Origin of the sequence: Streptococcus sp. HMSC077F03 (assembly GCF_001812375.1) — a bacterium.
Classification (GTDB): domain Bacteria; phylum Bacillota; class Bacilli; order Lactobacillales; family Streptococcaceae; genus Streptococcus; species Streptococcus oralis_S.
In genome coordinates this window covers 14528-35727 of the sequence record NZ_KV808752.1, presented here as the reverse complement: position 1 = coordinate 35727, position 21200 = coordinate 14528, and the positions used below count along the sequence as shown (strand labels likewise).

The 21200-nt window shown below is 41.9% G+C and carries 20 protein-coding genes; 2 read left to right on the top strand and 18 right to left on the bottom strand.

The window, feature by feature from the left end:
- Positions 1-4 precede the first annotated feature (4 nt).
- From HMPREF2853_RS00740 to HMPREF2853_RS00730, 3 genes are read right to left on the bottom strand one after another with little or no spacing between them, the layout of a single operon-like run.
- Positions 5-859, bottom strand: a complete 855-nt coding sequence (locus HMPREF2853_RS00740; RefSeq protein ID WP_070534591.1) for a shikimate dehydrogenase — start codon at positions 857-859, stop codon at positions 5-7.
- The gene (aroD, locus tag HMPREF2853_RS00735; protein WP_000767778.1) at positions 849-1526 is read right to left on the bottom strand and encodes a type I 3-dehydroquinate dehydratase; all 678 of its coding nucleotides are present in this window, start codon (positions 1524-1526) and stop codon (positions 849-851) included. Before aroD ends, HMPREF2853_RS00740 begins: the two co-directional genes overlap by 11 nt.
- Positions 1523-2686 (bottom strand): class I SAM-dependent rRNA methyltransferase, encoded by a 1164-nt coding sequence (locus tag HMPREF2853_RS00730; protein WP_070534589.1) that lies wholly within the window; start codon positions 2684-2686, stop codon positions 1523-1525. Before HMPREF2853_RS00730 ends, aroD begins: the two co-directional genes overlap by 4 nt.
- Before the next feature lie 272 nt (positions 2687-2958).
- Here HMPREF2853_RS00730 and HMPREF2853_RS00725 point away from each other — a divergent pair, with 272 nt between their 5' ends.
- Positions 2959-4407: an alpha-amylase gene (locus HMPREF2853_RS00725; protein ID WP_070534587.1), complete on the top strand. Its 1449-nt coding sequence runs from the start codon at positions 2959-2961 to the stop codon at positions 4405-4407.
- An 86-nt stretch (positions 4408-4493) separates the two neighbouring features.
- On the opposite strand, the gene alaS is transcribed toward HMPREF2853_RS00725, so the two are convergent.
- From alaS to budA, 11 genes are all read right to left on the bottom strand, one after another.
- Complete coding sequence (gene alaS, locus HMPREF2853_RS00720; RefSeq protein ID WP_070534585.1) at positions 4494-7112, bottom strand: alanine--tRNA ligase; 2619 nt, start codon at positions 7110-7112, stop codon at positions 4494-4496.
- 20 nt (positions 7113-7132) lie between these two features.
- Positions 7133-7618: an LURP-one-related/scramblase family protein gene (locus tag HMPREF2853_RS00715; RefSeq protein ID WP_000847083.1), complete on the bottom strand. Its 486-nt coding sequence runs from the start codon at positions 7616-7618 to the stop codon at positions 7133-7135.
- Positions 7619-7890: 272 nt separating this feature from the next.
- On the bottom strand, positions 7891-9093 hold the full coding sequence (locus tag HMPREF2853_RS10195; RefSeq protein ID WP_033606103.1) for a PASTA domain-containing protein: 1203 nt from the start codon (positions 9091-9093) through the stop codon (positions 7891-7893).
- Positions 9094-9101: 8 nt separating this feature from the next.
- Entirely contained in the window at positions 9102-9926 is an 825-nt protein-coding gene (locus HMPREF2853_RS00705) for a GIY-YIG nuclease family protein (RefSeq protein ID WP_042902115.1), read from the bottom strand.
- Between the two features lie 163 nt (positions 9927-10089).
- Positions 10090-11160: an ABC transporter substrate-binding protein gene (locus tag HMPREF2853_RS00700; protein WP_070534583.1), complete on the bottom strand. Its 1071-nt coding sequence runs from the start codon at positions 11158-11160 to the stop codon at positions 10090-10092.
- A complete protein-coding gene (locus tag HMPREF2853_RS00695; protein WP_070534580.1) occupies positions 11157-11930 on the bottom strand; it encodes an ABC transporter permease in 774 nt (257 codons plus the stop codon). The genes HMPREF2853_RS00700 and HMPREF2853_RS00695 overlap by 4 nt, the downstream gene beginning before the upstream one ends.
- Positions 11927-12733 carry an ABC transporter permease gene (locus HMPREF2853_RS00690; protein ID WP_000754122.1) on the bottom strand — a complete coding sequence of 269 codons (807 nt, stop codon included), beginning with the start codon at positions 12731-12733 and terminating at the stop codon, positions 11927-11929. Before HMPREF2853_RS00690 ends, HMPREF2853_RS00695 begins: the two co-directional genes overlap by 4 nt.
- Positions 12714-13871: an ABC transporter ATP-binding protein gene (locus HMPREF2853_RS00685; protein ID WP_000742901.1), complete on the bottom strand. Its 1158-nt coding sequence runs from the start codon at positions 13869-13871 to the stop codon at positions 12714-12716. Before HMPREF2853_RS00685 ends, HMPREF2853_RS00690 begins: the two co-directional genes overlap by 20 nt.
- A gap of 161 nt (positions 13872-14032) precedes the next feature.
- Positions 14033-14938 (bottom strand): UDP-N-acetylmuramate dehydrogenase, encoded by a 906-nt coding sequence (murB, locus tag HMPREF2853_RS00680; protein ID WP_000111591.1) that lies wholly within the window; start codon positions 14936-14938, stop codon positions 14033-14035.
- 111 nt (positions 14939-15049) lie between these two features.
- A complete protein-coding gene (locus tag HMPREF2853_RS00675; RefSeq protein ID WP_000215874.1) occupies positions 15050-15802 on the bottom strand; it encodes a YhfC family intramembrane metalloprotease in 753 nt (250 codons plus the stop codon).
- A 9-nt stretch (positions 15803-15811) separates the two neighbouring features.
- The gene (budA, locus tag HMPREF2853_RS00670; protein ID WP_000375405.1) at positions 15812-16543 is read right to left on the bottom strand and encodes an acetolactate decarboxylase; all 732 of its coding nucleotides are present in this window, start codon (positions 16541-16543) and stop codon (positions 15812-15814) included.
- 145 nt (positions 16544-16688) lie between these two features.
- Here budA and HMPREF2853_RS00665 point away from each other — a divergent pair, with 145 nt between their 5' ends.
- Positions 16689-17960, top strand: a complete 1272-nt coding sequence (locus HMPREF2853_RS00665) for an aminotransferase-like domain-containing protein (RefSeq protein ID WP_000712261.1) — start codon at positions 16689-16691, stop codon at positions 17958-17960.
- A 19-nt stretch (positions 17961-17979) separates the two neighbouring features.
- Here the strand turns inward: HMPREF2853_RS00665 and HMPREF2853_RS00660 are convergent, their stop codons facing one another.
- The 4 genes from HMPREF2853_RS00660 to pstB (HMPREF2853_RS00645) all read right to left on the bottom strand — a co-directional run bounded on the left by HMPREF2853_RS00660 (position 17980) and on the right by pstB (HMPREF2853_RS00645) (position 21193).
- Positions 17980-18795: an ABC transporter substrate-binding protein gene (locus HMPREF2853_RS00660; RefSeq protein ID WP_049550085.1), complete on the bottom strand. Its 816-nt coding sequence runs from the start codon at positions 18793-18795 to the stop codon at positions 17980-17982.
- Positions 18796-18953: 158 nt separating this feature from the next.
- A complete protein-coding gene (gene phoU / locus HMPREF2853_RS00655) occupies positions 18954-19607 on the bottom strand; it encodes a phosphate signaling complex protein PhoU (protein WP_000946468.1) in 654 nt (217 codons plus the stop codon).
- 11 nt (positions 19608-19618) lie between these two features.
- Positions 19619-20377, bottom strand: a complete 759-nt coding sequence (gene pstB, locus HMPREF2853_RS00650; RefSeq protein WP_001287328.1) for a phosphate ABC transporter ATP-binding protein PstB — start codon at positions 20375-20377, stop codon at positions 19619-19621.
- A gap of 12 nt (positions 20378-20389) precedes the next feature.
- Positions 20390-21193, bottom strand: a complete 804-nt coding sequence (gene pstB, locus HMPREF2853_RS00645; protein WP_000049856.1) for a phosphate ABC transporter ATP-binding protein PstB — start codon at positions 21191-21193, stop codon at positions 20390-20392.
- Positions 21194-21200: the final 7 nt, after the last annotated feature.

Here is a 21200-nt window from a genome sequence, read left to right as displayed (position 1 = left end):
TTCACTATTTATATTTTTCTGTTAAGGACTGCCAAATCTCATCTGTCGGCATTTCTTTACCTGTCCACAGTTGAAAAGCTTCAGCAGCTTGATAGAGCAACATCCCCAGGCCATTGACGGCTGGATTGCCCTGACTTCTAGCCCAATTCAAAAAGGGCGTCTCAAAGGGTTGGTAAATGATATCTGCGACCAAGAGAGTTTTTGGTAAGACTATGCTTTCAGGAACTGGGGATGATTTGCCATCCATCCCTACACTGGTCGCATTGACGAGCAGGTCCGACTCGGCAATCCTTGATTGGAGTTCAGAAAGATCTTCTAAAGCATACAAGTCCACTTTAAAACCTGTTTGCTCCTGCAACTTGTCTAGGTAAGGTCTTGTTTTTTCCATGGAAACTGAACGAACAAAGACTGAAATCTGACTGGCGCCATCCAAAATAGCCTGAGCTAAAATGGATTTGGCCGCACCACCTGCGCCCAGAATGGTCATTTTCTTATCCGAGATTGTAAAAGAAGGCAAGCTCTTAAAAAATCCCTTGCCATCTGTATTATATCCAATTAACGTTCCGTCTTGATTAACAACTGTGTTGACTGCCCCAATCAAACGAGCCTCATCACTCAACTCATCCAGATAAGGAATCACTTGCTCCTTGTAAGGCATAGACAGGTTGATGCCAAACATCTGGTAACGGCGAATATTGGCGACTGTTTCTGCCAAATCACCCGCTTCAATCTCCCAAGCTACATAGGCACCATTAATAGCTGTCGCCTCAAAGGCCCTATTGTGGATAAAGGGCGAAATAGAGTGTTTGATGGGATTGGCAACAACTGCAGCTAAACGTGTATAGCCATCAAGCTTCATCCAAAATCTCCCTGATTTTCTTCATGTTTGATAGCGAAATCTGACCTGGGGCACTCGCTTCATCCAGACTAGCAAATGACCAACTCGAACCCGTCACATCTGAAGTAATGCGTGATACCTTGCCCATTTTCCCCATGGAAATGGTCACGTACTCTTGCTCAGGATTGAGTGTTTTAAATCCTCGAGTGTAATTCATCAGGTCTAAAACATCCTGCTCCGTATGAGCCATAACTGATACCTTGACCACTTTCGGAGAGAGACTGGTCAACTCAGACAAAATTTCCATCATGTTTTCAGGTGTCTCCTGGAAATTATGGTAACTCAAAACAAGATTTGGAAAATCCAACATTTCCTCAAAAACGTCCTTGTAGCTGAAATACTCAAAATCTACATAATCCGGCTGATAAAGCTGAGTAACTTCCTTAATGATTTGAACATACTCTTCTGAGGAAAGTTCGATTTCTCCTCCCTCAGCGCGGGTCCGAAGGGTAAAGACAAGTTCGCGTCCTGCAAATTTCTCAAAGATAGCGGGTGCTACCTGTAAAATAGCGTCCTTTGTAAGAAAGTCCGCACGCCACTCAATGATATCGGCATCTTCATACCTAGTGGCATCCAGTTCTTGCGCTTCTTCTAAACTTCTTGGCATTACTGAAACGATTAATTTCATCTACTAACCTTCATACTAATCACCTTGAGGTAATTACTGCTTTCATCTTTTTTATTATAGGCAAAGTCTGCTGGAAGTCCGTATTGGTTCAAGACCTGATACCTTCTTCCTGCAAAACCTTTATCAATTTGTTCTGTAAATTTCTGGCGGGAAACATTGGCAGCATTGGTACTGGCAATGATAATCCCTCCCGGATTTAAAATCTCTAGACTCTGGGAAATCAACTTGTGATAGTCCTTAGCTACAGAGAATGTTTGTTTTTTATTGCGGGCAAAGCTTGGCGGATCAAGAACAATCACATCATAGGTCAAGCCTTTTCGCTTGGCATACTTGAAGTACTCAAAGACATCCATAACGATAAAACGATGATTGTCCGTGCTGAGTCCATTTGCCTGAAAATGAGCTTCTGACAGCTCTCTAGACCGTTTGGCCAAGTCGACAGAAGTCGTCTCACTCGCGCCTCCCATAGCTGCAGCAACTGAAAAGGCAGCCGTATAGGAGAACATATTGAGCAAGGATTTGCCCATGGCTAGACCGTCAACCAGACTCCCACGAACCTCATGCTGGTCTAGGAAAATCCCTGTCATCAAGCCATCATTCATAAAGACTTGATAGAGCACGCCATTCTCAAGAACAGTAAAGTAATCTGGCGCTTCCTCACCATAAACAGAGGCAGACTCGTAGTCTAGACCTTTAAAACGAATCTTTTCATAAGCCCCCAAGACCTCAGGGAAAACTTCCTTAAAAGCATTTATGATCAGCACACGAATCTGGTAAACAAAGGAATTGTACCAAGAAAAGACAGCATAATCTCCATAGAGATCAACAGTCAGACCACCAAAACCATCCCCCTCTTGGTTAAAAAGGCGAAAGGCAGTGGTCAAGTCATCTTGATAATAAGGCTTTCTAGCTTCCTTGGCCTTACGAAACAGGATTTCAAAAAAGGCTTGATTGAAACGAACCTTTTCCTTGCTGATGAACCAACCGATTCCTTTATTCTGTTGAGAAAGATAGGCGCTCCCTAAAAACTTCCCGTCTTGACTAAGAACTTCTACTGCCTGATCCGTCAGTTCAATATCTGTTAAATCACTTGCTTCCAAAAGAACTAGACCCTTAGCTAGCTTTTTTTCAACACATCTGCTGACCCTAATTCTATTCATAGCTACTATTATATCAAATTTTGTGACAATTCTCAAAAAAGAAACCGCTTATCCATTTTTACTTTAGTTTACTAAGTGTCATTTTTGTTAAAATAAGTATATGCCATTTACTTTTCCACCAAAACATCCTTTCCCTTATAATGGAAAGAGAGATTCTATTCGCTAAAAATAGACAATTTCAGAAATGAGTATAGAATCTTGCGCAAACGTTTGCCTAGTTCTAAACTTTATGGTAGAATAAAACACAACATTGATAAGCAAGAGGAAAAACAATGCAAAATCAGACACTTATGCAATACTTTGAATGGTATTTGCCTCACGACGGCCAACACTGGACGCGACTGACAAATGACGCAGAGCACCTAGCAAACCTTGGCATCAGCCATGTCTGGATGCCACCTGCCTTCAAGGCAACCAACGAAAAAGATGTCGGCTATGGTGTTTACGATCTTTTTGACCTAGGTGAATTTCACCAAAAAGGGACTGTCCGTACCAAGTATGGGTTTAAAGAAGATTATCTTCAAGCCATTCAAGCCCTAAAGGCGCAGGGAATTCAACCTATGGCCGATGTGGTGCTCAATCACAAGGCTGCTGCCGATCACATGGAAGCCTTTCAGGTTATTGAAGTGGACCCTGAGGACCGTACCGTTCAATTAAGCGAGCCCTTTACTATCAATGGCTGGACTCACTTTACTTTCGATGGTCGCCAAGATACCTACAATGACTTCCACTGGCACTGGTACCACTTTACAGGTACAGACTACGATGCCAAACGCCGTAAGTCTGGTATTTACCTGATCCAAGGAGACAATAAAGGTTGGGCCAACGAGGAATTGGTCGATAACGAAAACGGTAACTACGACTACCTCATGTATGCCGACCTAGACTTTAAGCACCCTGAAGTCATCCAAAACATCTATGACTGGGCTGACTGGTTCATGGAAACGACTGGTGTAGCTGGTTTCCGTTTGGATGCCGTTAAGCACATCGACTCCTTCTTTATGGGCAATTTCATTCGTGATATGAAGGAAAAATACGGTCAAGATTTCTATGTTTTTGGGGAATTTTGGAACCCAGACAAGGAAGCCAATCTAGACTATCTCGAGAAAATAGAAGAACGTTTTGACCTTGTCGATGTTCGCCTCCACCAGAACCTCTTTGAAGCTAGCCATGCTGGAGCAAGTTACGACCTTCGTAACATTTTCACAGATAGCTTGGTTGAACTAAAACCCGATAAGGCTGTGACCTTTGTAGACAACCACGATACCCAACGAGGACAGGCCCTCGAATCGACTGTTGAAGAATGGTTTAAACCAGCAGCCTATGCCCTTATTCTATTACGTCAAGATGGGCTTCCATGTATCTTTTACGGAGATTATTATGGCATTTCAGGGCAATTTGCTCAACAAGATTTCAGAGAAGTTCTTGACCGTCTCCTAGCCATCCGAAAAGACTTGGCTTATGGAGAGCAAACAGACTACTTTGACGATGCCAACTGTATCGGTTGGGTTCGTTCAGGCGCTGAAAACCAATCCCCGATCGCTGTCCTTATCTCAAATGACCAAGAAAACAGCAAATCCATGTTTGTCGGTCAAGAATGGGCTGAGCAGACTTTTGTTGATCTCCTTGAAAATCATCCAGCACAAGTTACAATCAATGCTGAAGGGTATGGAGAATTTCCAGTAGCAGCGGGTTCAGTCAGTGTCTGGGCAACAAAATAAACCTATCAGTTACAAGTCAAATCCAAGCGGATTTGGCTTTTTAAGTAGGCAAAAAGACCTACCCAAATGGATAGATCTTTATTGTCTTACAATTTACCTGCTACTGCATCCAAGAGTTCTTGAATTTTCGCTTGGTTGCTTCCTCCTGCCATGGCCATGTCTGGTTTACCACCACCACGTCCATCAACGATTGGAGCCAATTCTTTTACCAAATTACCTGCGTGGATGTCTTTGCTCTTGCTAGCTACAAGAACGTTGACTTTGTCACCGATGGCTGCAACTAGGACAAGCACATCAGAGTAGTCTTTTTGTTTCCAGTTATCCGCAAAGGTACGAAGGGCGCCTGCATCTGATACAGAAACTTGGCTTGCAATGTAACGGTGACCGTTGACTTCCATCACATCCTTGAAGACATCGCCTGCGGCTGCGGCTGCGGCTTTTTCTTTCAATTCTGCATTTTCTTTTTGAAGCTGACGGAGTTGTTCTTGAAGCCCTTCAACCTTATGAGGAACTTCCTTGAGTTGAGGGGCTTTCAAGGTTGATGCGACGGCTTTCAAAGCGTCTTCTTGTTCGCGATAAGCTTCAAAGGCTTCCTTACCAGTTACTGCCAAGATACGGCGAGTTCCTGATCCGATTCCTTCTTCTTTGACAATCTTGAAGAGACCAATCTCAGAAGTGTTGCCAACGTGGGTACCACCACAAAGTTCCACTGAGTAGTCACCAATCGTAACAACACGAACTTCCTTACCGTATTTCTCACCAAAGAGGGCCATAGCTCCCATTTCTTTAGCAGTGTCAATATCTGTCTCAACAGTTTCTACAGCAATTGCTTCCCAGATTTTCTCATTGACTTGCTGTTCAATGGCGCGCAACTCTTCAGGAGTTACAGCTTGGAAGTGAGTGAAGTCAAAGCGAAGGAATTCTACTTCGTTCAGAGATCCTGCTTGTGTCGCATGGTGTCCAAGGATATTGTGAAGGGCCGCATGGAGCAAGTGAGTCGCAGTGTGGTTTTTCATGACACGGTGACGACGATTGCTGTCAATAGCCAAGGTGTATTCTTGGTTCAAAGCAAGAGGAGCAAGAACTTCAACAGTATGAAGAGCTTGGCCATTTGGTGCTTTTTGAACATCTATCACAGTAGCCACGACATTTCCAGCAGCGTCCAAGATTTGACCGTGGTCAGCTACTTGTCCACCCATTTCAGCATAGAATGGAGTTTCCGCAAAGATAAGAGAGGCAGTTCCTTCAGAAACAGCTTCTACTTCTGCATTGTCAGCCACGATAGCCACCAACTTAGAAGGCAATTGGCTGGCATTATAGTTGAAGACACTTTCCACTGTAATGTTTTGAAGGGTTTCATTTTGCATTCCCATTGAGCCACCTTTGACAGCTGATGCACGCGCACGTTCTTGCTGCTCTTTCATGGCTGCTTCAAAACCTTCACGGTCTACAGTCATCCCAGCTTCTTCAGCGATTTCTTCAGTCAATTCTACTGGGAATCCGTATGTATCATAGAGTTTGAAGACATCTTGACCAGCGATAACCGTTTGGCCTTTCGCTTTCAAATCAGCTACAATGGTTTCTGCAAAGTGTTGACCTGAATGAAGGGTACGAGCAAATGACTCTTCTTCGCTCTTGACGATTTTTTCGATAAAGTCACGTTTTTCAAGCACTTCTGGGTAATAGCTTTCCATGATTTTTCCAACAGTTGGAACGAGTTTGTAAAGGAAAGGCTCGTTGATGCCCAATTTTTGACCGTGCATAGAAGCACGACGGAGCAAACGACGAAGAACATAACCACGACCTTCATTTCCTGGAAGGGCACCATCACCGATGGCAAATGAAAGAGAACGAATATGGTCCGCAATGACCTTAAAGCTCATGTTATCGCCATCTTGGTCGTAGACCTTACCTGACAATTTCTCAACTTCACGAATGATTGGCATGAAGAGGTCTGTTTCAAAGTTTGTCTTAGCCCCTTGGATAACTGCCACCAAACGCTCCAAACCAGCACCCGTATCAATGTTCTTGTGTGGCAATTCCTTGTACTCGCTACGAGGAACAGCAGGATCGGCGTTAAATTGTGACAAAACGATATTCCAGATTTCGATGTAACGGTCGTTTTCGATATCTTCTGCAAGCAGACGAAGACCAATATTTTCTGGGTCAAATGCTTCTCCACGGTCAAAGAAGATTTCTGTATCAGGTCCAGAAGGTCCCGCACCGATTTCCCAGAAGTTATCCTCAATTGGAATCAAGTGGCTTGGATCCACTCCTACTTCAATCCAGCGGTTGTAAGAATCCTTATCTTCAGGATAGTAGGTCATATAAAGTTTTTCAGCTGGGAAATCAAACCATTCTGGGCTTGTCAAGAGCTCGTAAGCCCAAGTGATGGCTTCGTCACGGAAGTAATCACCGATAGAGAAGTTCCCCAACATTTCAAACATGGTATGGTGACGCGCAGTCTTCCCTACGTTTTCGATGTCGTTAGTACGGATGGCTTTTTGCGCATTGGTAATACGTGGATTTTCAGGGATAATGGTTCCGTCAAAGTATTTCTTAAGAGTTGCTACCCCAGAGTTGATCCACAAAAGAGTTGGGTCGTTTACTGGAACCAAGCTCACTGATGGTTCTACAGAGTGGCCTTTACTTGCCCAGAAATCAAGCCACATTTGGCGAACTTGAGCACTAGATAGTTGTTTCATAATATCTCCTTATTACTTGTTTAATTTGATTGGCTTTCCAGCATCTCCACATAGTCAATCGCGACACAGAGGGAAATGACCAGGTCTGCATAAGAGTCTTCATAGACGGTTACGGTGTAAGTTGAGGTCAAATGGAAAATCTCTTTCCGAATCTCGGCAATCACTTGGTCGCGGTCATCCAGCAATTTGAAATTCAAATCCCAGATATTGCCCTCGATACGAAGCCCTAGATCATCAAACTCATACTTATCTCGAAAGAAAGTCAACTTCTTACGAATGACGAAATTGGAACCGTTTCGTAACTGGATAGTAAAGCGAGGAAGCAAAGTGAAAAATTCTTTACTAATCTCACTGACTTGCTCACCATAGGCGTCATAGATGGTAAAGGTCTTAGGAATTTGGAAAAAAGAGCCCTCCACCTGATAGTTCACTACTCCTCTGTCATCCTTGATATCAAAACGTTCGCCTCCAAGACGAAATTTTTGTTTCACGAGAAATGTCTTCATAAACACCTCCAAAAATCAAAAGACAAGTTCACATCACGAAGGGCGAAAAACCGCGGTACCACCTTCATTCAATGAACTTGTCATTCTCTTGTTCTTATGCAATTGTCTGATTGAGTAGCATGATTTCCTAGCTTAGATGGCTCGCAGCACCGCCAATTCTCTGGGCTAAGTTGATTGAAAATCAATTCTCAACTTTCTTATTATATCGTTTTTGGAGGAGTTCGTCAAGGTTGATGACAACGAATCATAAACTTCTGCATTAACCTCTTAATTTATCTAGATCTACTTTGTGATGTTTGAGTATTTTGGGGCTTATAAATTGAAATTTTAATTCGTGTACGTTTCAAATCAACTTTCTCTCCAGCTTTTGGGGTTTGAGATACTACTGTTCCTTCAGCAGTACCCTCAGGAGCACTGGAAACTTCTACTACTTCAATATTAGCTTCTTTTATACCTACAATGTTAGTTAAATTATTTTTTGTAAACTCTAAACTTGAACCTGCATAATTTGGCATTGTAGCACTAGTTCGCTCTTTTGCAACAGTAAAAGTAATATCTGATGAATCATTCAAATCATATAAAGTCCCCTCTAACAAACTCTGACGTAAAATTGTACCAGGAGAATATTCATCACTTTCCTCTTCTTCAACTTTTATATGATCCTCAGTAATTTTTTTACTCTTCAATTCATCTATAGCAGCCGAGACTTTTCGACCAATGTAGTTTCCAATATATACTTTTGATACCTGTGAACTAGAAGAGGCAGAACTTGTAGATGAAGTTTGTTTATCTTTAGATTTATTTCCACCAAGAGAAGCTTGCTTTGTAGAACTTGTGGAGGTTGCTGAATTAGATGATTGAGTTGATTGCTTAGTACTGTTATGAGATGATTTAGACCTGCTCATACCTATGAAAAAAGTTCCAATTATCACTAATAAAAGTAAGCTTATAGCTATTCCGAAAAACCACTTTATTCTACTTATTTTCTGTCTACGACGCTCTAATAATTCATTCTGTTCTATTTCTTGCTGTTGTTTTAATTGAAATTGCTCTGTAGCTAATCGTTGTCTTTCTGCTTCTCTTTCTTTCTCCAACAAATACTCATTCCAGTCAGCTTCTGCTTCTGCTAGGAGTATCTGAATTCTTCCTCTCTCATCTTCAGTTTCAGCTTTGGCCCACAGTTTTTTTAAATCAAATATATTATCTTTATATTGTTGCTCTTTACGTAGTTCTAACTCTCTTTCATGTCTAAATTTCTCATCCCATTGGCGCTGACGTTCTAGTTCATTTCTCTCCTGTAATGCCTCATTCTGCTTCCAAGCAAGACGATTTTGTTCATCTAGTGCTGCCTGTTGTTTTTGGTTAGAAAATTGCTGTTCCCATCTCTGTTGTTCCAACAAGTTATTCTGTCTTTTTAGCTCTTGATTCAATTCTTCTTCTCGACGAGCTTTTTCCCAATCATTCAGATTATTCATATTCCCTCCTAGTTCGCATTATAACCATGTTCCCTAGATTTTAAAACTTCTTTCCACCAGGATTCACGTTTTAAAACAAACTTATCATCTATTTTACCGTTATAGTTTTCCAATACAGAGTATTGAAAATTTTCTTTAACGTAATTCAACCCTTGTTTTTCAACCAAAATCCTAAGTTCTTTATTGCCACCATGTCCATTATCCACATAGGATTGCCAACGTTGTAAAAGCATACCATAGTTTGAAGTTGCTGAGCCTACATATAATTTACCATTCTGCTTATCCGTAATAAGATAAACAGCTTTTTGATTTTCTAAAGCAGTTATCCAATCTTTTTTTCTCAAACGTAAAATCAATTCTAATTCTTTGTAAGATAAAGAAATATTATCATATCCTGGAAATTCTTCTCCTCCAAATGAATCTGATAACAATTGCTCTATCACAAGTTTTTCCTTACAAGTTGTATACTTTAGAACTGAACCTCTAGATTCTTTTCTGTACCGAATAATTAGACGACCAAAAAGGGCTGAATATTCCTTTAGTTCAATTCCTTCATAATTTTGTCCTCCAGTAACAAAAAGTTCCTTACTCACTTCTTTTATAGTAGTTAATAACCATTTGTTATTATCAATCTTAATGAAATTTATGACAATATCTCCAACATTGAAATATCGCTTATTTGTTCTCCAAAATAAGTTGTAGTTATTAATTATTTCTTCGTCTCTCAAATAGGTCTGAATTGGATTTTCGCCCGTCCAATTATTAAATTTTACCTTGAATTTCCATTGATTTTGTTCACTTATATTCAAAATATCGTTTAACTTTAAATCCATAATAAAATTTAACACCTCATTATATTTAATTAAATTTGTATTTCTCATATGTTATTATACAAAAAAGCATAGTTAGGGTCAAACTTTTATAAGTTGTTTTTAATTATAGTTACCAACACAAAAACGAACCAGCTTAACTGATTCGTTTCATAACTGCTAACCTCTACTTCCGATACATTTTAAACTGTAGGAAGAGGTCGCTATATTTTCCTGTCCATTTATGGTCAAACTTCTCATAAACTTCTAGGTGTTTCATGGTATCAGCGTCTGGATAGAAGGATTTGTCCTCACGAGTCTCCTCTGGGAGCATTTCCTTAGCTGGTAGGTTTGGTGTTGAGTAGCCTACATACTCCGCATTTTTCAGAGCATTTTCGGGTTTTAACATAAAGTTGATAAAGGCATAGGCTGCATCTTGGTTTTTCACAGTTTTTGGAATAACCATGTTATCAAACCAGAGATTGCTGGCCTCAGTCGGAACGACATACTTGAGATTAGGATTTTTCTCCAACATCTGGCTGGCTTCTCCTGAGAAGGTCACACCAATAGCAGCATTGTTCTGGATCATGTAACCCTTCATCTCATCCGCCACAATGGCCTTGATATTTGGAGTCAGTTTGTAGAGTTTGTCTACCGTTTCTTCCAACTGCTGAGGATCCTTTGAGTTGAGACTGTAACCGAGTGAGTTAAGCCCGAGTCCCAGCACCTCACGCGCCCCATCAAAGAGCATGATAGAATCCTTGTATTCTGGTTTCCAGAGGTCATCCCAATGCTCAGGCGCCTCATCTATCATGGTTTCATTGTAAACAATTCCCAAGGTCCCCCAGAAATAAGGGATGGAGAATTTATTACCCGGGTCAAAAGACTGGTTGAGGAACTCAGGTCCGATATTTTCAATTCCTTTAATTTTTGAATAATCAAGAGGAACCAAGAGGTCTTCGTCCTTCATCTTGTTAATCATATACTCACTCGGGATAGCAATGTCGTAGGTCGTTCCACCCTGCTTAATCTTGGTATACATGGCTTCATTGGAATCAAAGGTCTCGTACTGGACTTGGATTCCAGTTTCTTCTGTGAATTTCTCCAAGAGTTCGGGATCAATGTAGTCTCCCCAGTTGTAGATAACCAGTTTTTGACTATCTCGACTGTTGATTTTACTGTCTAGATGATGAGCAATCCCCCATAAGACAAGGATAATCGCTACAATTCCTACTAAAAATGAATAGAGTTTTTTCATGCTTGCTCCTCCTTCTCACGTGAGATAAAGTAATAACCTACAACTAGGATAATACTAAAGAGAAAGACGAGGGCAGACAGGGCATTGATTTCTAGCGAAATCCCTTTACGAGCACGAGAGTAAATCTCGACTGACAGGGTTGAAAAGCCATTTCCCGTCACAAAGAAGGTCACGGCAAAGTCATCCAGCGAATAGGTGAAGGCCATGAAATAACCTGCAATGATAGACGGAGTCAGGTACGGTAGCATGATTTCCTTAAACATCTGAAACTGGCTGGCACCAAGGTCATAAGCCGCATGGATCATGTCATCATTCATCTCCTTGAGACGAGGCAAGACCATCAAGACCACGATAGGGATGGAAAAGGCCACGTGGCTAGATAGAACCGTCAAAAAGCCAAGTGAAAACTTAAGCTGTGTAAAGAGAATCAAGAAGCTGGCTCCAATCATAACGTCTGGCGCAACCATCAAAATATTATTAAAAGATAGAAATGCTTCTTGGTATTTCTTACGAGACTGGTAGATGTAAATGGCACCGAAAGTCCCGATAATGGTCGCAATCAAGGCTGATAGAAAGGCCAAGAAAAAGGTTTGGGTGAGAATCAACATGAGACGACCATCACCAAACATGGTTTGAAAATGGCTCAAGCTAAAACCAGTAAAGCTATTCATATCATCCCCTGCATTAAAGGCATAGCCAATCAAGTAAAAGATTGGCAAATAAAGGATGATAAAGACAAAGGATAGGTAGAGATTGGCAAATTTTTTCATCGTTCTCTCCTTTCCTTGGTCACCCACATGGTGATGAACATGGTCAGGATGAGAATCACACCGATGGTTGAACCCATACCGTAGTTGTCATTTGTCAGGAAGTTCTGCTCAATGGCAGTCCCCAAGGTGATAACGCGGTTCCCACCGATCAAACGGGTCAGCATGAAGAGACTCAAGCTAGGGATAAAGACAGACTGAACCCCACTTCGCACACCATTCATAGAGAGAGGGAAGATGACATGACGGAAGGTTTCCCACTTGGTAGCACCGAGGTCATAGCTGGCATTGATGAGATTGTTATCCATATCGTCCAAAACATTGAAGATCGGCAAAATCATAAAGGGAAGCTCGATGTAGCTTGCGACAAAGATAAAGGAGAAATCAGTAAAGAGCAACTGTTGCGAACCGATTCCGATAAATTCCAAGAATTGGTTAATAGAGCCATTTTGACCAAAAATTCCGATAAAGGCATAGGCCTTAAGGAGTAGGTTGATCCAAGTCGGCAGGATAATCAGCATGAGCCAGAGTTGACGGTGCTTGAGACGGGTCAAAAAGAGGGCTGTTGGATAGCTGATGAGCAATGTTACTAAGGTCACAATTCCTGCATAGAGGACTGAGTTGAAGCTCATTTTAAGATAGGTCAAGTTTTGTGACGCAAAGTAGGATTTATAGTTTTCTAAGCTAAATTGGCCTTCAATGTTGAAAAAGGATTGACCGAAAATCAAGACCAAGGGTGCGAGAACAAAGAGGACAATCCAAAGCATGTAGGGCACTACAAAGAGTTTAGAGGTTGTTTTCTTCATCTCTTTCCTCCTCGATCGCGTTAATCAGACCTGCTTCTTGCTCTTCGATTTCTACGTACTCCTCGATACGAGCATCGAACTCTTCTTCGGTTTCGTTGAGACGCATGATGTGGATATCTTCTGGTTCAAAGTCCAGACCGATTTCCTCGCCAACAATGGCCTTACGAGTCGAGTGGATCATCCATTCATTTCCGAGCTCGTCATAGGCGATAATCTCGTAATGAACCCCACGGAAAAGCTGGGTATCAACCTTGACTTGGAGCTTGCCTTCTTCAGGAAGGGTAATGCGCAAGTCCTCTGGACGAATGACAACCTCAACTGGCTCATTTGGCTTCATCCCCCCATCGACCGCTTCGAAGCGTTTGCCGTTAAACTCAACCAAGTAGTCTTCAATCATGGTTCCTGGCAAGATATTGGACTCGCCGATAAAGGTGGCAACAAAGTGGTTGATTGGCTCATCATAGATATCTACAGGTGTTCCAGACTGAACAATCTCTCCATCGTTCATAACGAAAATCCAGTCACTCATAGCCAGGGCTTCCTCCTGATCGTGAGTGACAAAGACAAAGGTAATCCCCAATCGTTGCTGCAGTTCACGCAGTTCGTACTGCATGTCCGTTCGCAATTTCAAGTCCAGCGCTGACAAGGGCTCATCCAACAAGACCACACGGGGTTGGTTGATGATGGCACGGGCAATGGCTACACGCTGACGTTGTCCTCCAGAGAGTTTACGGATGGAACGTTTTTCATAACCTTCCAACTGAACCATCTTGAGCACTTCCGCTACACGTTGCTCGATTTCTTTCTTGTCGATTTTACGCAAGCGGAGCGGAAAGGCAACATTTTCAAACACATTCATATGTGGAAACAAGGCATAGGATTGGAAGACCGTATGGACGTCTCGCTTGTTGGTTGGGATGTCGTTAATCCGTACCCCATCCAGTAAAATATCCCCTGTCGTCGCATCTAGTAAACCTGCAATGATGTTCAGGATGGTTGATTTCCCAGAACCAGATGCGCCTAGTAAGGTATAGAACTTTCCCTCTTCCAACTCAAAGTTAATGTCTTTGAGAACCTTGGTGTTGCTGTCTTCAAAAACTTTAGAGACGTTTTTGAATTCAATAATTGGTTTTTTCAATTCCTCTAAATTCCTTCTTCTTCGTAAATTAACAGATCAGGGCTCTGTCAGACCGCTACTACCTCGTGTAGGAGATTGAACTGCCTACATACATCTTCACTAACGATAGGCTTTCACCCCTTTACAATGGTGGTTATAGCAGCAACTTTTCTACCCCAACCTTATTCTTTCTCACCCAAGATACGAACTTCTCGCTCTAAGGTAACACCTGAGTGTTCCTTGACTTTTTCAATAACAGATTGGATCAAGTCCTCGTAGTCTTTCGCTGTTCCGTCAGCAACATTGATCATGAAACCGGCATGCTTTTCAGATACTTCCACACCACCGATACGATAGCCTTTCAAGCCAGCCTCTGAAATCAACTGTCCTGCAAAATGCCCCACTGGTCGCTTAAAGACTGAACCACAAGATGGGTATTCTAATGGTTGTTTGAGTTCACGTAGGTGCGTCAAGCGGTCCATTTCTTGCTTGATAACCTGATGATTCCCTGGAGATAGGGCAAATTTAGCTGACAAGACAATAGCCCCAGAATCCTGAATAGCTGAATGACGGTAACCAAAAGCCAAGTCCTTGACTGACAAGGTCTCGATTTCCCCTTCCTTGGTCAAAATTTGACAAGACTGCAAGATATGAGCAATCTCTCCTCCATAGGCACCCGCATTCATAAAGACAGCTCCTCCGATGCTTCCAGGAATCCCACAAGCAAACTCAAAACCAGTCAAACTATGACGGAGGGCAATACGTGTTGTTTCGATCAAGTTCGCTCCTGCTTCCGCTTCAATGGTATAGCCATCAACTGAAACGTTATTAAGCTTATCGCACAAGATGACAAAACCACGGATTCCACCTTCACGAACGATGATATTACTAGCATTTCCTAGCACCATCCAAGGAATATTCTCTTGATTGGCAAATTGGACGACACGGGCCATCTCATAGCGATTGCGTGGCAAAACTAGATAATCCGCTCGACCTCCTACCTTGGTATAGGTATAGGTCTTCAAAGGTTCCTTAAAACGAATATCGATTCCTTCTAGGATTTCAAGCATTTTTTCTTTTACTGACATGTCACTCTTCCTTTTTCAAAATTCATTCCATTATACCATTTTTAGAGACATTTGACGACCATAAAAAGAGCTTGTTTTATCCTTACATAAAAAAAGAGGTCTCCCCTCTTTTTATGATTTTTTCCAAAATGTAAATTTTGTCAGCCAGATAAAGACTAAAAGTTCTACGAGAAGAACAAACTCAACTAGAAGCGGATTCGCAATCCAGCCCACTTGAGATAGAGCTGGAGCTAAGTCGAACAAGGCATGTAATCCATAGGCAGCAACGAGATAAATCCATTTCTTTTGACGGACACTTTGATAGACCCAGACAGTAAGGCTAATTTGGAGAACCAGAGCAAGGACACGCTCAACTCCTAGTAGATAGATCTGCCATGCTGATAGAGACTGAACTGTTTCTAATGTACTCTTTGTAAGAAGATTCGCCGCATCAGTATTTGATGACTGTACTAGTGAAAAGAGGATCAAAAGGCTAATCAAACTTCCCATTCCGAGGTAGAGCATCTCTAAGCCTCCATGTCCTAAGCCATAAGCCCAAGCATCTCGATCTTCCAACTTTCTCTTTTTCTCCAACCATTTAAAAAAGACAAAACGGGCCGTCTCTTCAAAGAGGGCAGCCATGGCAATCCCATAAAGGACGTATAAGAAAGGCTGCTCCTGCATGAGCGGAATGGTTCCATCTTTTTGCGGATGGAGTACCAGAAGGTGAACCATCTTCTCTAACACTTGAGAAGAAACAAAAAATGCGATTGCCCCCAAGCCCATCACTGCAAGAGAGATTTTAAACCGTTTTTTGGCATACCAAGTTCCACCTACTAGAATGAGAACTAAAGCGATCATGGTGAGGATAATATGTACTGTCATCTTTTTCTCCTATTCTGACTTATCAATATCTTTCTTCATCTCGTCAACGTTAAATTTGGCAAATAAATACTGGCGATCTTGGACTGGAAAACGTTGGTCCAACTGGTCGACTGCCCCAACCTCGATCATTCCTTCTTTGATAACAAAGTCCATCACATGCCCACCAAAGGTCAAATCATCTGAGATAAAATGCAAATGGTAACCTGCAACACTCACTCCATGGAAAATCTCCGGTGTCCAAAATCCAACAATGGTTCCCGATACATTTTCACGGCTATATTCAGGTTGGTGAGTCGCGACATCTGCAAACTTGGTATCAGGTGTGGATTTGGGAATCATTCGCACATGCATTTGTGAAAATTCACCATGAATCTTGATGGAACGAAAAAGATTTTCCCCATCATAGTAGGATTCAATTCGCTTTTCCAATTCCTTATCTGTCATCTCAAAGCGCTGACGAAAAATCACCTCTGCCTGATGAGGAACCACTGCTGCATAGGGAATAAGAGCATCCGCTGCCACTTCGACGATTTCAGGCGTTTGACCAGATCCCTTGGCTTGATAAGCCTTGCCATCAAGGACAATCAACTCCCCATCAATCGAATCAAGGGTTCCCAAACCGAGGTCACCATGTTCCAGCAATTCTCCTACTGTCATGGTTCCACCATAGAGACCAGCCATTAGGGCACCTAGAGTATTGTATTGAAATAATTTAACCGGTTCCTGCACTTTTCTATCCATTCTCTTTCTTATCTTTTATTCAATGAATCATCATACTTTCTAAGTATACCACATTTGCTACTGGTTGTGAAAGGGAGAAATACTTTTCCCATTGCAAAGGAGGCAAAAAAAAGGTACAATGTAACAAAATCAACGGAGGTCTGGAATGAAGAAAGAAAGTAAATACCAAGCAGTCGTTTCCTTTCTAAAAAAGGGGATCGAATCAGGAAAATTTCCAACAGGTAGCCGTCTTCCCTCCATCCGTCAACTGAGCCAAGACTTCCACTGTAGCAAGGACACTATCCAACGAGCCCTGCTGGAATTACGCCATGAACAATACCTCTATGCCAAACCCCAAAGTGGCTACTATGTTCTAGAACAAGGACAGCACCAAGACTTGGAAATCGAAGTCACTGATGAACATGCCAGTGCCTATGACGACTTCAGAATCTGCGTCAATGAAACCCTAATTGGAAGAGAAAACTATCTCTTCAACTACTATGACAACCAAGAAGGTCTTGAGGAACTGAGACAATCTGTCCATCAACTTCTTTTCAACCAAGCCCTCTACTGCAAACCCGACCAACTGGTTCTAACTTCTGGCACCCAGCAAGCTCTCTTTATCCTTTCTCAGATTGACTTCCCGAGCCAGAGAGCTGAGATTTTGGTCGAACAACCGACTTACCACCGGATGAACCGTCTCTTGGTCGCTCAAGGATTAGCCTACCAGACCATTGAACGCCGTATTGATGGCATTGACCTTGAAGAACTGGAACAACAGTTTAAATCTGGGAAAATCAAGTTTTTCTATACCATTCCTCGCTTCCACTATCCCCTAGGTCATTCCTATTCTGATCAGGAAAAGAAGGCTATTCTGGATCTAGCAAACCAGTATGGTGTATATATCGTCGAGGATGATTATCTAGGTGACTTAGACTCTAAAAAGGGACAAACCTTCCACTATCTGGATACTGAGGATCGGGTCATTTATATCAAGTCCTTCTCAACCAGTCTCTTTCCAGCCCTTCGTATTACCGCTCTCATTCTCCCAAATGCCCTAAAAGAGGCCTTTGTTTCCTACAAAAATATCCTAGACTATGACAGCAATCTCATCATGCAAAAGGCTCTTTCTCTTTATATCGATAGCCAGTTATTTGAAAAAAACCGACTGGCTCGACTGAGCCTTCAAGAGAACTATCAGGCTCAGATAAAGAAAGTGCTTGAAGAAAACACCTGTCCCTTGCCCCACTATCCTCTACACGATGGCCTTCTGCTTGATTTGAGACACTATCCTAAGATTGCCAGTTTGAAACACAGCTCACTCAAACTAGACTTTTTTGAGAAGGCTTATTTGGATGCCTGTCCTTATCAGTTCGCCAAAGTCACTCTTGAAAATCTAGAAGAGCTATTAGAATACATAAAAGCAGAATTGGATTAAAGTCCAACTCTGCTTTTTCTTATTGTTCAACTTCCGTTAGTTTCGCTGCTTTTTCAAGATAGTTTTGATAGGTTCCGTCATCTTTCAGTTTTTGGATAACCTTATCTACTACCGCTTTCAAGTCTGATTGATCCTTCTTGATAGCAACGGCATTGGCTTCGCCATCTTTCATCGTCAAGTTAACAGATGCAACGACAAGGTCTGAGTTTTTACCTGCGTAGCTAAGAGCAACTGGTTCATCCATATGAACAGCATCCACTTTTCCAGCCTGCAACTCATTGACGGCTTCCCCCATATTGGTCAAGGATGTCAATTGGGCATTTGGCAATTGTTCCTTGACCATGGTTTCTGGCACAGTTCCCTTTTGAGCTGCGATATTTGCACTTGCGAGGCTTGAAAGATCCTTGTATTTGTCTAAATCGGCTTTTCTAACCAAGAAGCTCATTTTGTTTTCATAGTAAGGGATAGAAAAGTCAAAGACTTCCTTTCTCTCATCTGTAGCACTAATTCCTGCTATGGCTAAGTCAGCCTTTCCAGTTTGAAGGCTAGTCAAGACATTGTCAAAACTCATACTAGAGATTTCAAGTTTAACCCCAAGCTCGTCTGCAATTGCTTGAGCCATATCAATATCTGCACCAACCACTTGGTTTTTACCATCTACCAAGGCTTGGAATTCAAACGGTGCATAGTCTGGACTGGTCGCAACGACTAGCTTTCCTTTTTGTTTAATAGCTTCCACAGCAGACTGAGAACTACCCGTTCCTGACTGGCAAGCTACCAAAACCATGCTGGCAAGCATGCTACACACAACTAATATCCATTTCTTAAATTTCATAAATAAACGACCTTTCTGTTAATTCTGAATAATTATAACTCTTTTAAAAATAGTTGTCAACCCTTTTAGAGATTTTGATTGTAAAACAATTCTTTTCATAAAAAAAGAAGACTGATTTATTTTAATCAGCCTTTTCTTCTGTATATTTAAACCGTTTCTTATAGTTCGACAATCTTACCTGTTTCAAAGTAAACAACCCATTCACAGATATTTTTTGCGTAGTCTCCAATACGTTCCAAGAAAGAAATGACTTGGAAGTAATCACGGCCTGTAACGATAGCTTCAGGATTTTTCTTAATTTCTTCTGTAGCCAAATCACGGATGCTATCAAAGTAATGGTTGATTTTTTCATCCATAGCCGCTACTTCGTAGGCTTGATCCACAGAACCGTTGAGATAGAGATCTAGAGCCGCTTCAACGAAGTTTTTCACGTCGCGTCCCATCTTTTTGATTTCTTCTTCAACAGAAGGGATACGTTGCTCCCCCTTCATACGAATGGTCGCCTCAGCGATAGACACTGCATGATCTCCCATGCGTTCCACGTCTGACACTGCCTTGAGAACGGTCAAGACGGTACGAAGGTCTTGCGAAACAGGTTGTTGGAGGGCGATCATTTCAAATGATTTCTTTTCCAACTTCACTTCATATTCATTTACTTCTGCATCGTCTTCGATGACTTCTTTTGCCAAATCACGGTCATGCGTAACAAAGGCACGCACTGTACGATTGATCTGCGAGAGCACTTCTTGTCCCATTGCGTAGAACTGGTTGTGCAATTTCTCTAAATCTTCTTCAAATTGAGATCGTAACATCATTCAACTCCTTATCCAAATTTTCCTGTAATATAATCTTCTGTTTCCTTGTTTTGTGGCTCTAGGAACATCTTCTTCGTATCGTTAAACTCGATCAAATCCCCATCTAGGAAAAATCCTGTTTTATCAGAGATACGTGAGGCTTGTTGCATCGAACGCGTTACCAAGAGCATGGTGTATTTATCCTTCAGACCATACAAGGTTTCCTCAATCTTACCTGCAGAAATAGGATCCAAAGCTGATGTTGGTTCATCTAAGAGGATAATTTTCGGACTGGTTGCTAAGACACGAGCAACACAAACACGTTGTTGTTGTCCACCTGAGAGACCAATGGCCGAATCATGCAAACGATCCTTTACTTCATCCCAGATAGAAGCACGTTGCAAGGCCTTTTCTACTGCTTCATCCAAAACATGTTTATCCTTAACCCCATTGATACGCAGCCCATAGACAACATTTTCGTAGATAGACATAGGGAAGGGATTAGGCTGTTGAAAGACCATCCCAATTTCCTTACGCAATTCAACCGTATCGGTGCGGGGACTGTAGATATTGTGACCATTATAGACTACTGATCCTGTTGTTGTCACTTCAGGATTTAGATCGCCCATGCGGTTGATGGCTTTGAGTAGGGTGGACTTTCCTGATCCAGAAGGACCAATCAAGGCTGTTATTTCCTTAGGTTGGAAAGAAAGGGAAACACTATTCAAGGCCTTCTTTTTATTGTAATAAACGGACAGGTCTGACACCTGTAAAATCGCTTCTGACATACCGTTTCCTTTCTAACCAAAGTGTCCTGTTACATAGTCATTGGTTGACTGTAACTTAGCATTTTGGAAAATATTGGATGTTTTATCATACTCAATCAAGTCACCCAAGTAGAAAAATCCAGTGTAGTCACTTGCACGCGCAGCCTGTTGCATACTGTGGGTAACGATGATGATGGTAAAGTCCTTCTTCAATTCCAACATGGTTTCTTCCAGTTGGGCTGTCGCAATCGGATCCAAGGCTGAAGCAGGCTCATCCATCAAGAGGATATCTGGCTTGACAGAGATGGCGCGAGCGATACAGAGACGTTGTTGCTGACCTCCAGAAAGCATCAAGGCTGATTTGTGGAGGTCGTCTTTGACCTGATCCCATAGGGCAGCCTGTCTTAGAGAGGTTTCTACAATTTCATCAAGTACTTTCTTGTCCTTAACTCCTGCACGTTCATGAGCAAAAGTGATGTTGCGGTAAATAGACTTGGCAAATGGATTTGGACGTTGGAAGACCATCCCGATATGCTTGCGCATCTCATAGACATTGATTTCTGGACGGTTAACGTCAATCCCTCGGTAGAGGATTTGGCCTGTGACCTTGGCAATATCAATGGTATCATTCATCCGATTGAGACTGCGAAGATAAGTAGATTTCCCTGATCCAGAAGGGCCAATCAAGGCTGTAATTTTATTTTTTTCAAATTGCATATCGATGCCCTTGATGGATTCATTTTTACCATAGTAAACATGTAAATCCTTAGTAGAGAGGGCCACTTGTTCTTCAGGGAAGGTGATGATATGCTTTTCATCCCAGTTATATTTTGACATGGCTTCT

Excerpts from the sequence above, each read along its gene's own strand:
- HMPREF2853_RS00740 (WP_070534591.1), bottom strand. The coding sequence starts at position 859 with ATGAAGCTTGATGGCTATACACGTTTAGCTGCAGTTGTTGCCAATCCC.
- aroD (WP_000767778.1), bottom strand. The coding sequence starts at position 1,526 with ATGAAATTAATCGTTTCAGTAATGCCAAGAAGTTTAGAAGAAGCGCAA.
- HMPREF2853_RS00730 (WP_070534589.1), bottom strand. The coding sequence starts at position 2,686 with ATGAATAGAATTAGGGTCAGCAGATGTGTTGAAAAAAAGCTAGCTAAG.
- HMPREF2853_RS00725 (WP_070534587.1), top strand. The coding sequence starts at position 2,959 with ATGCAAAATCAGACACTTATGCAATACTTTGAATGGTATTTGCCTCAC.
- alaS (WP_070534585.1), bottom strand. The coding sequence starts at position 7,112 with ATGAAACAACTATCTAGTGCTCAAGTTCGCCAAATGTGGCTTGATTTC.
- HMPREF2853_RS00715 (WP_000847083.1), bottom strand. The coding sequence starts at position 7,618 with ATGAAGACATTTCTCGTGAAACAAAAATTTCGTCTTGGAGGCGAACGT.
- HMPREF2853_RS10195 (WP_033606103.1), bottom strand. The coding sequence starts at position 9,093 with ATGAATAATCTGAATGATTGGGAAAAAGCTCGTCGAGAAGAAGAATTG.
- HMPREF2853_RS00705 (WP_042902115.1), bottom strand. The coding sequence starts at position 9,926 with ATGGATTTAAAGTTAAACGATATTTTGAATATAAGTGAACAAAATCAA.
- HMPREF2853_RS00700 (WP_070534583.1), bottom strand. The coding sequence starts at position 11,160 with ATGAAAAAACTCTATTCATTTTTAGTAGGAATTGTAGCGATTATCCTT.
- HMPREF2853_RS00695 (WP_070534580.1), bottom strand. The coding sequence starts at position 11,930 with ATGAAAAAATTTGCCAATCTCTACCTATCCTTTGTCTTTATCATCCTT.
- HMPREF2853_RS00690 (WP_000754122.1), bottom strand. The coding sequence starts at position 12,733 with ATGAAGAAAACAACCTCTAAACTCTTTGTAGTGCCCTACATGCTTTGG.
- murB (WP_000111591.1), bottom strand. The coding sequence starts at position 14,938 with ATGTCAGTAAAAGAAAAAATGCTTGAAATCCTAGAAGGAATCGATATT.
- HMPREF2853_RS00675 (WP_000215874.1), bottom strand. The coding sequence starts at position 15,802 with ATGACAGTACATATTATCCTCACCATGATCGCTTTAGTTCTCATTCTA.
- budA (WP_000375405.1), bottom strand. The coding sequence starts at position 16,543 with ATGGATAGAAAAGTGCAGGAACCGGTTAAATTATTTCAATACAATACT.
- HMPREF2853_RS00665 (WP_000712261.1), top strand. The coding sequence starts at position 16,689 with ATGAAGAAAGAAAGTAAATACCAAGCAGTCGTTTCCTTTCTAAAAAAG.
- HMPREF2853_RS00660 (WP_049550085.1), bottom strand. The coding sequence starts at position 18,795 with ATGAAATTTAAGAAATGGATATTAGTTGTGTGTAGCATGCTTGCCAGC.
- phoU (WP_000946468.1), bottom strand. The coding sequence starts at position 19,607 with ATGTTACGATCTCAATTTGAAGAAGATTTAGAGAAATTGCACAACCAG.
- pstB (WP_001287328.1), bottom strand. The coding sequence starts at position 20,377 with ATGTCAGAAGCGATTTTACAGGTGTCAGACCTGTCCGTTTATTACAAT.
- pstB (WP_000049856.1), bottom strand. The coding sequence starts at position 21,193 with ATGTCAAAATATAACTGGGATGAAAAGCATATCATCACCTTCCCTGAA.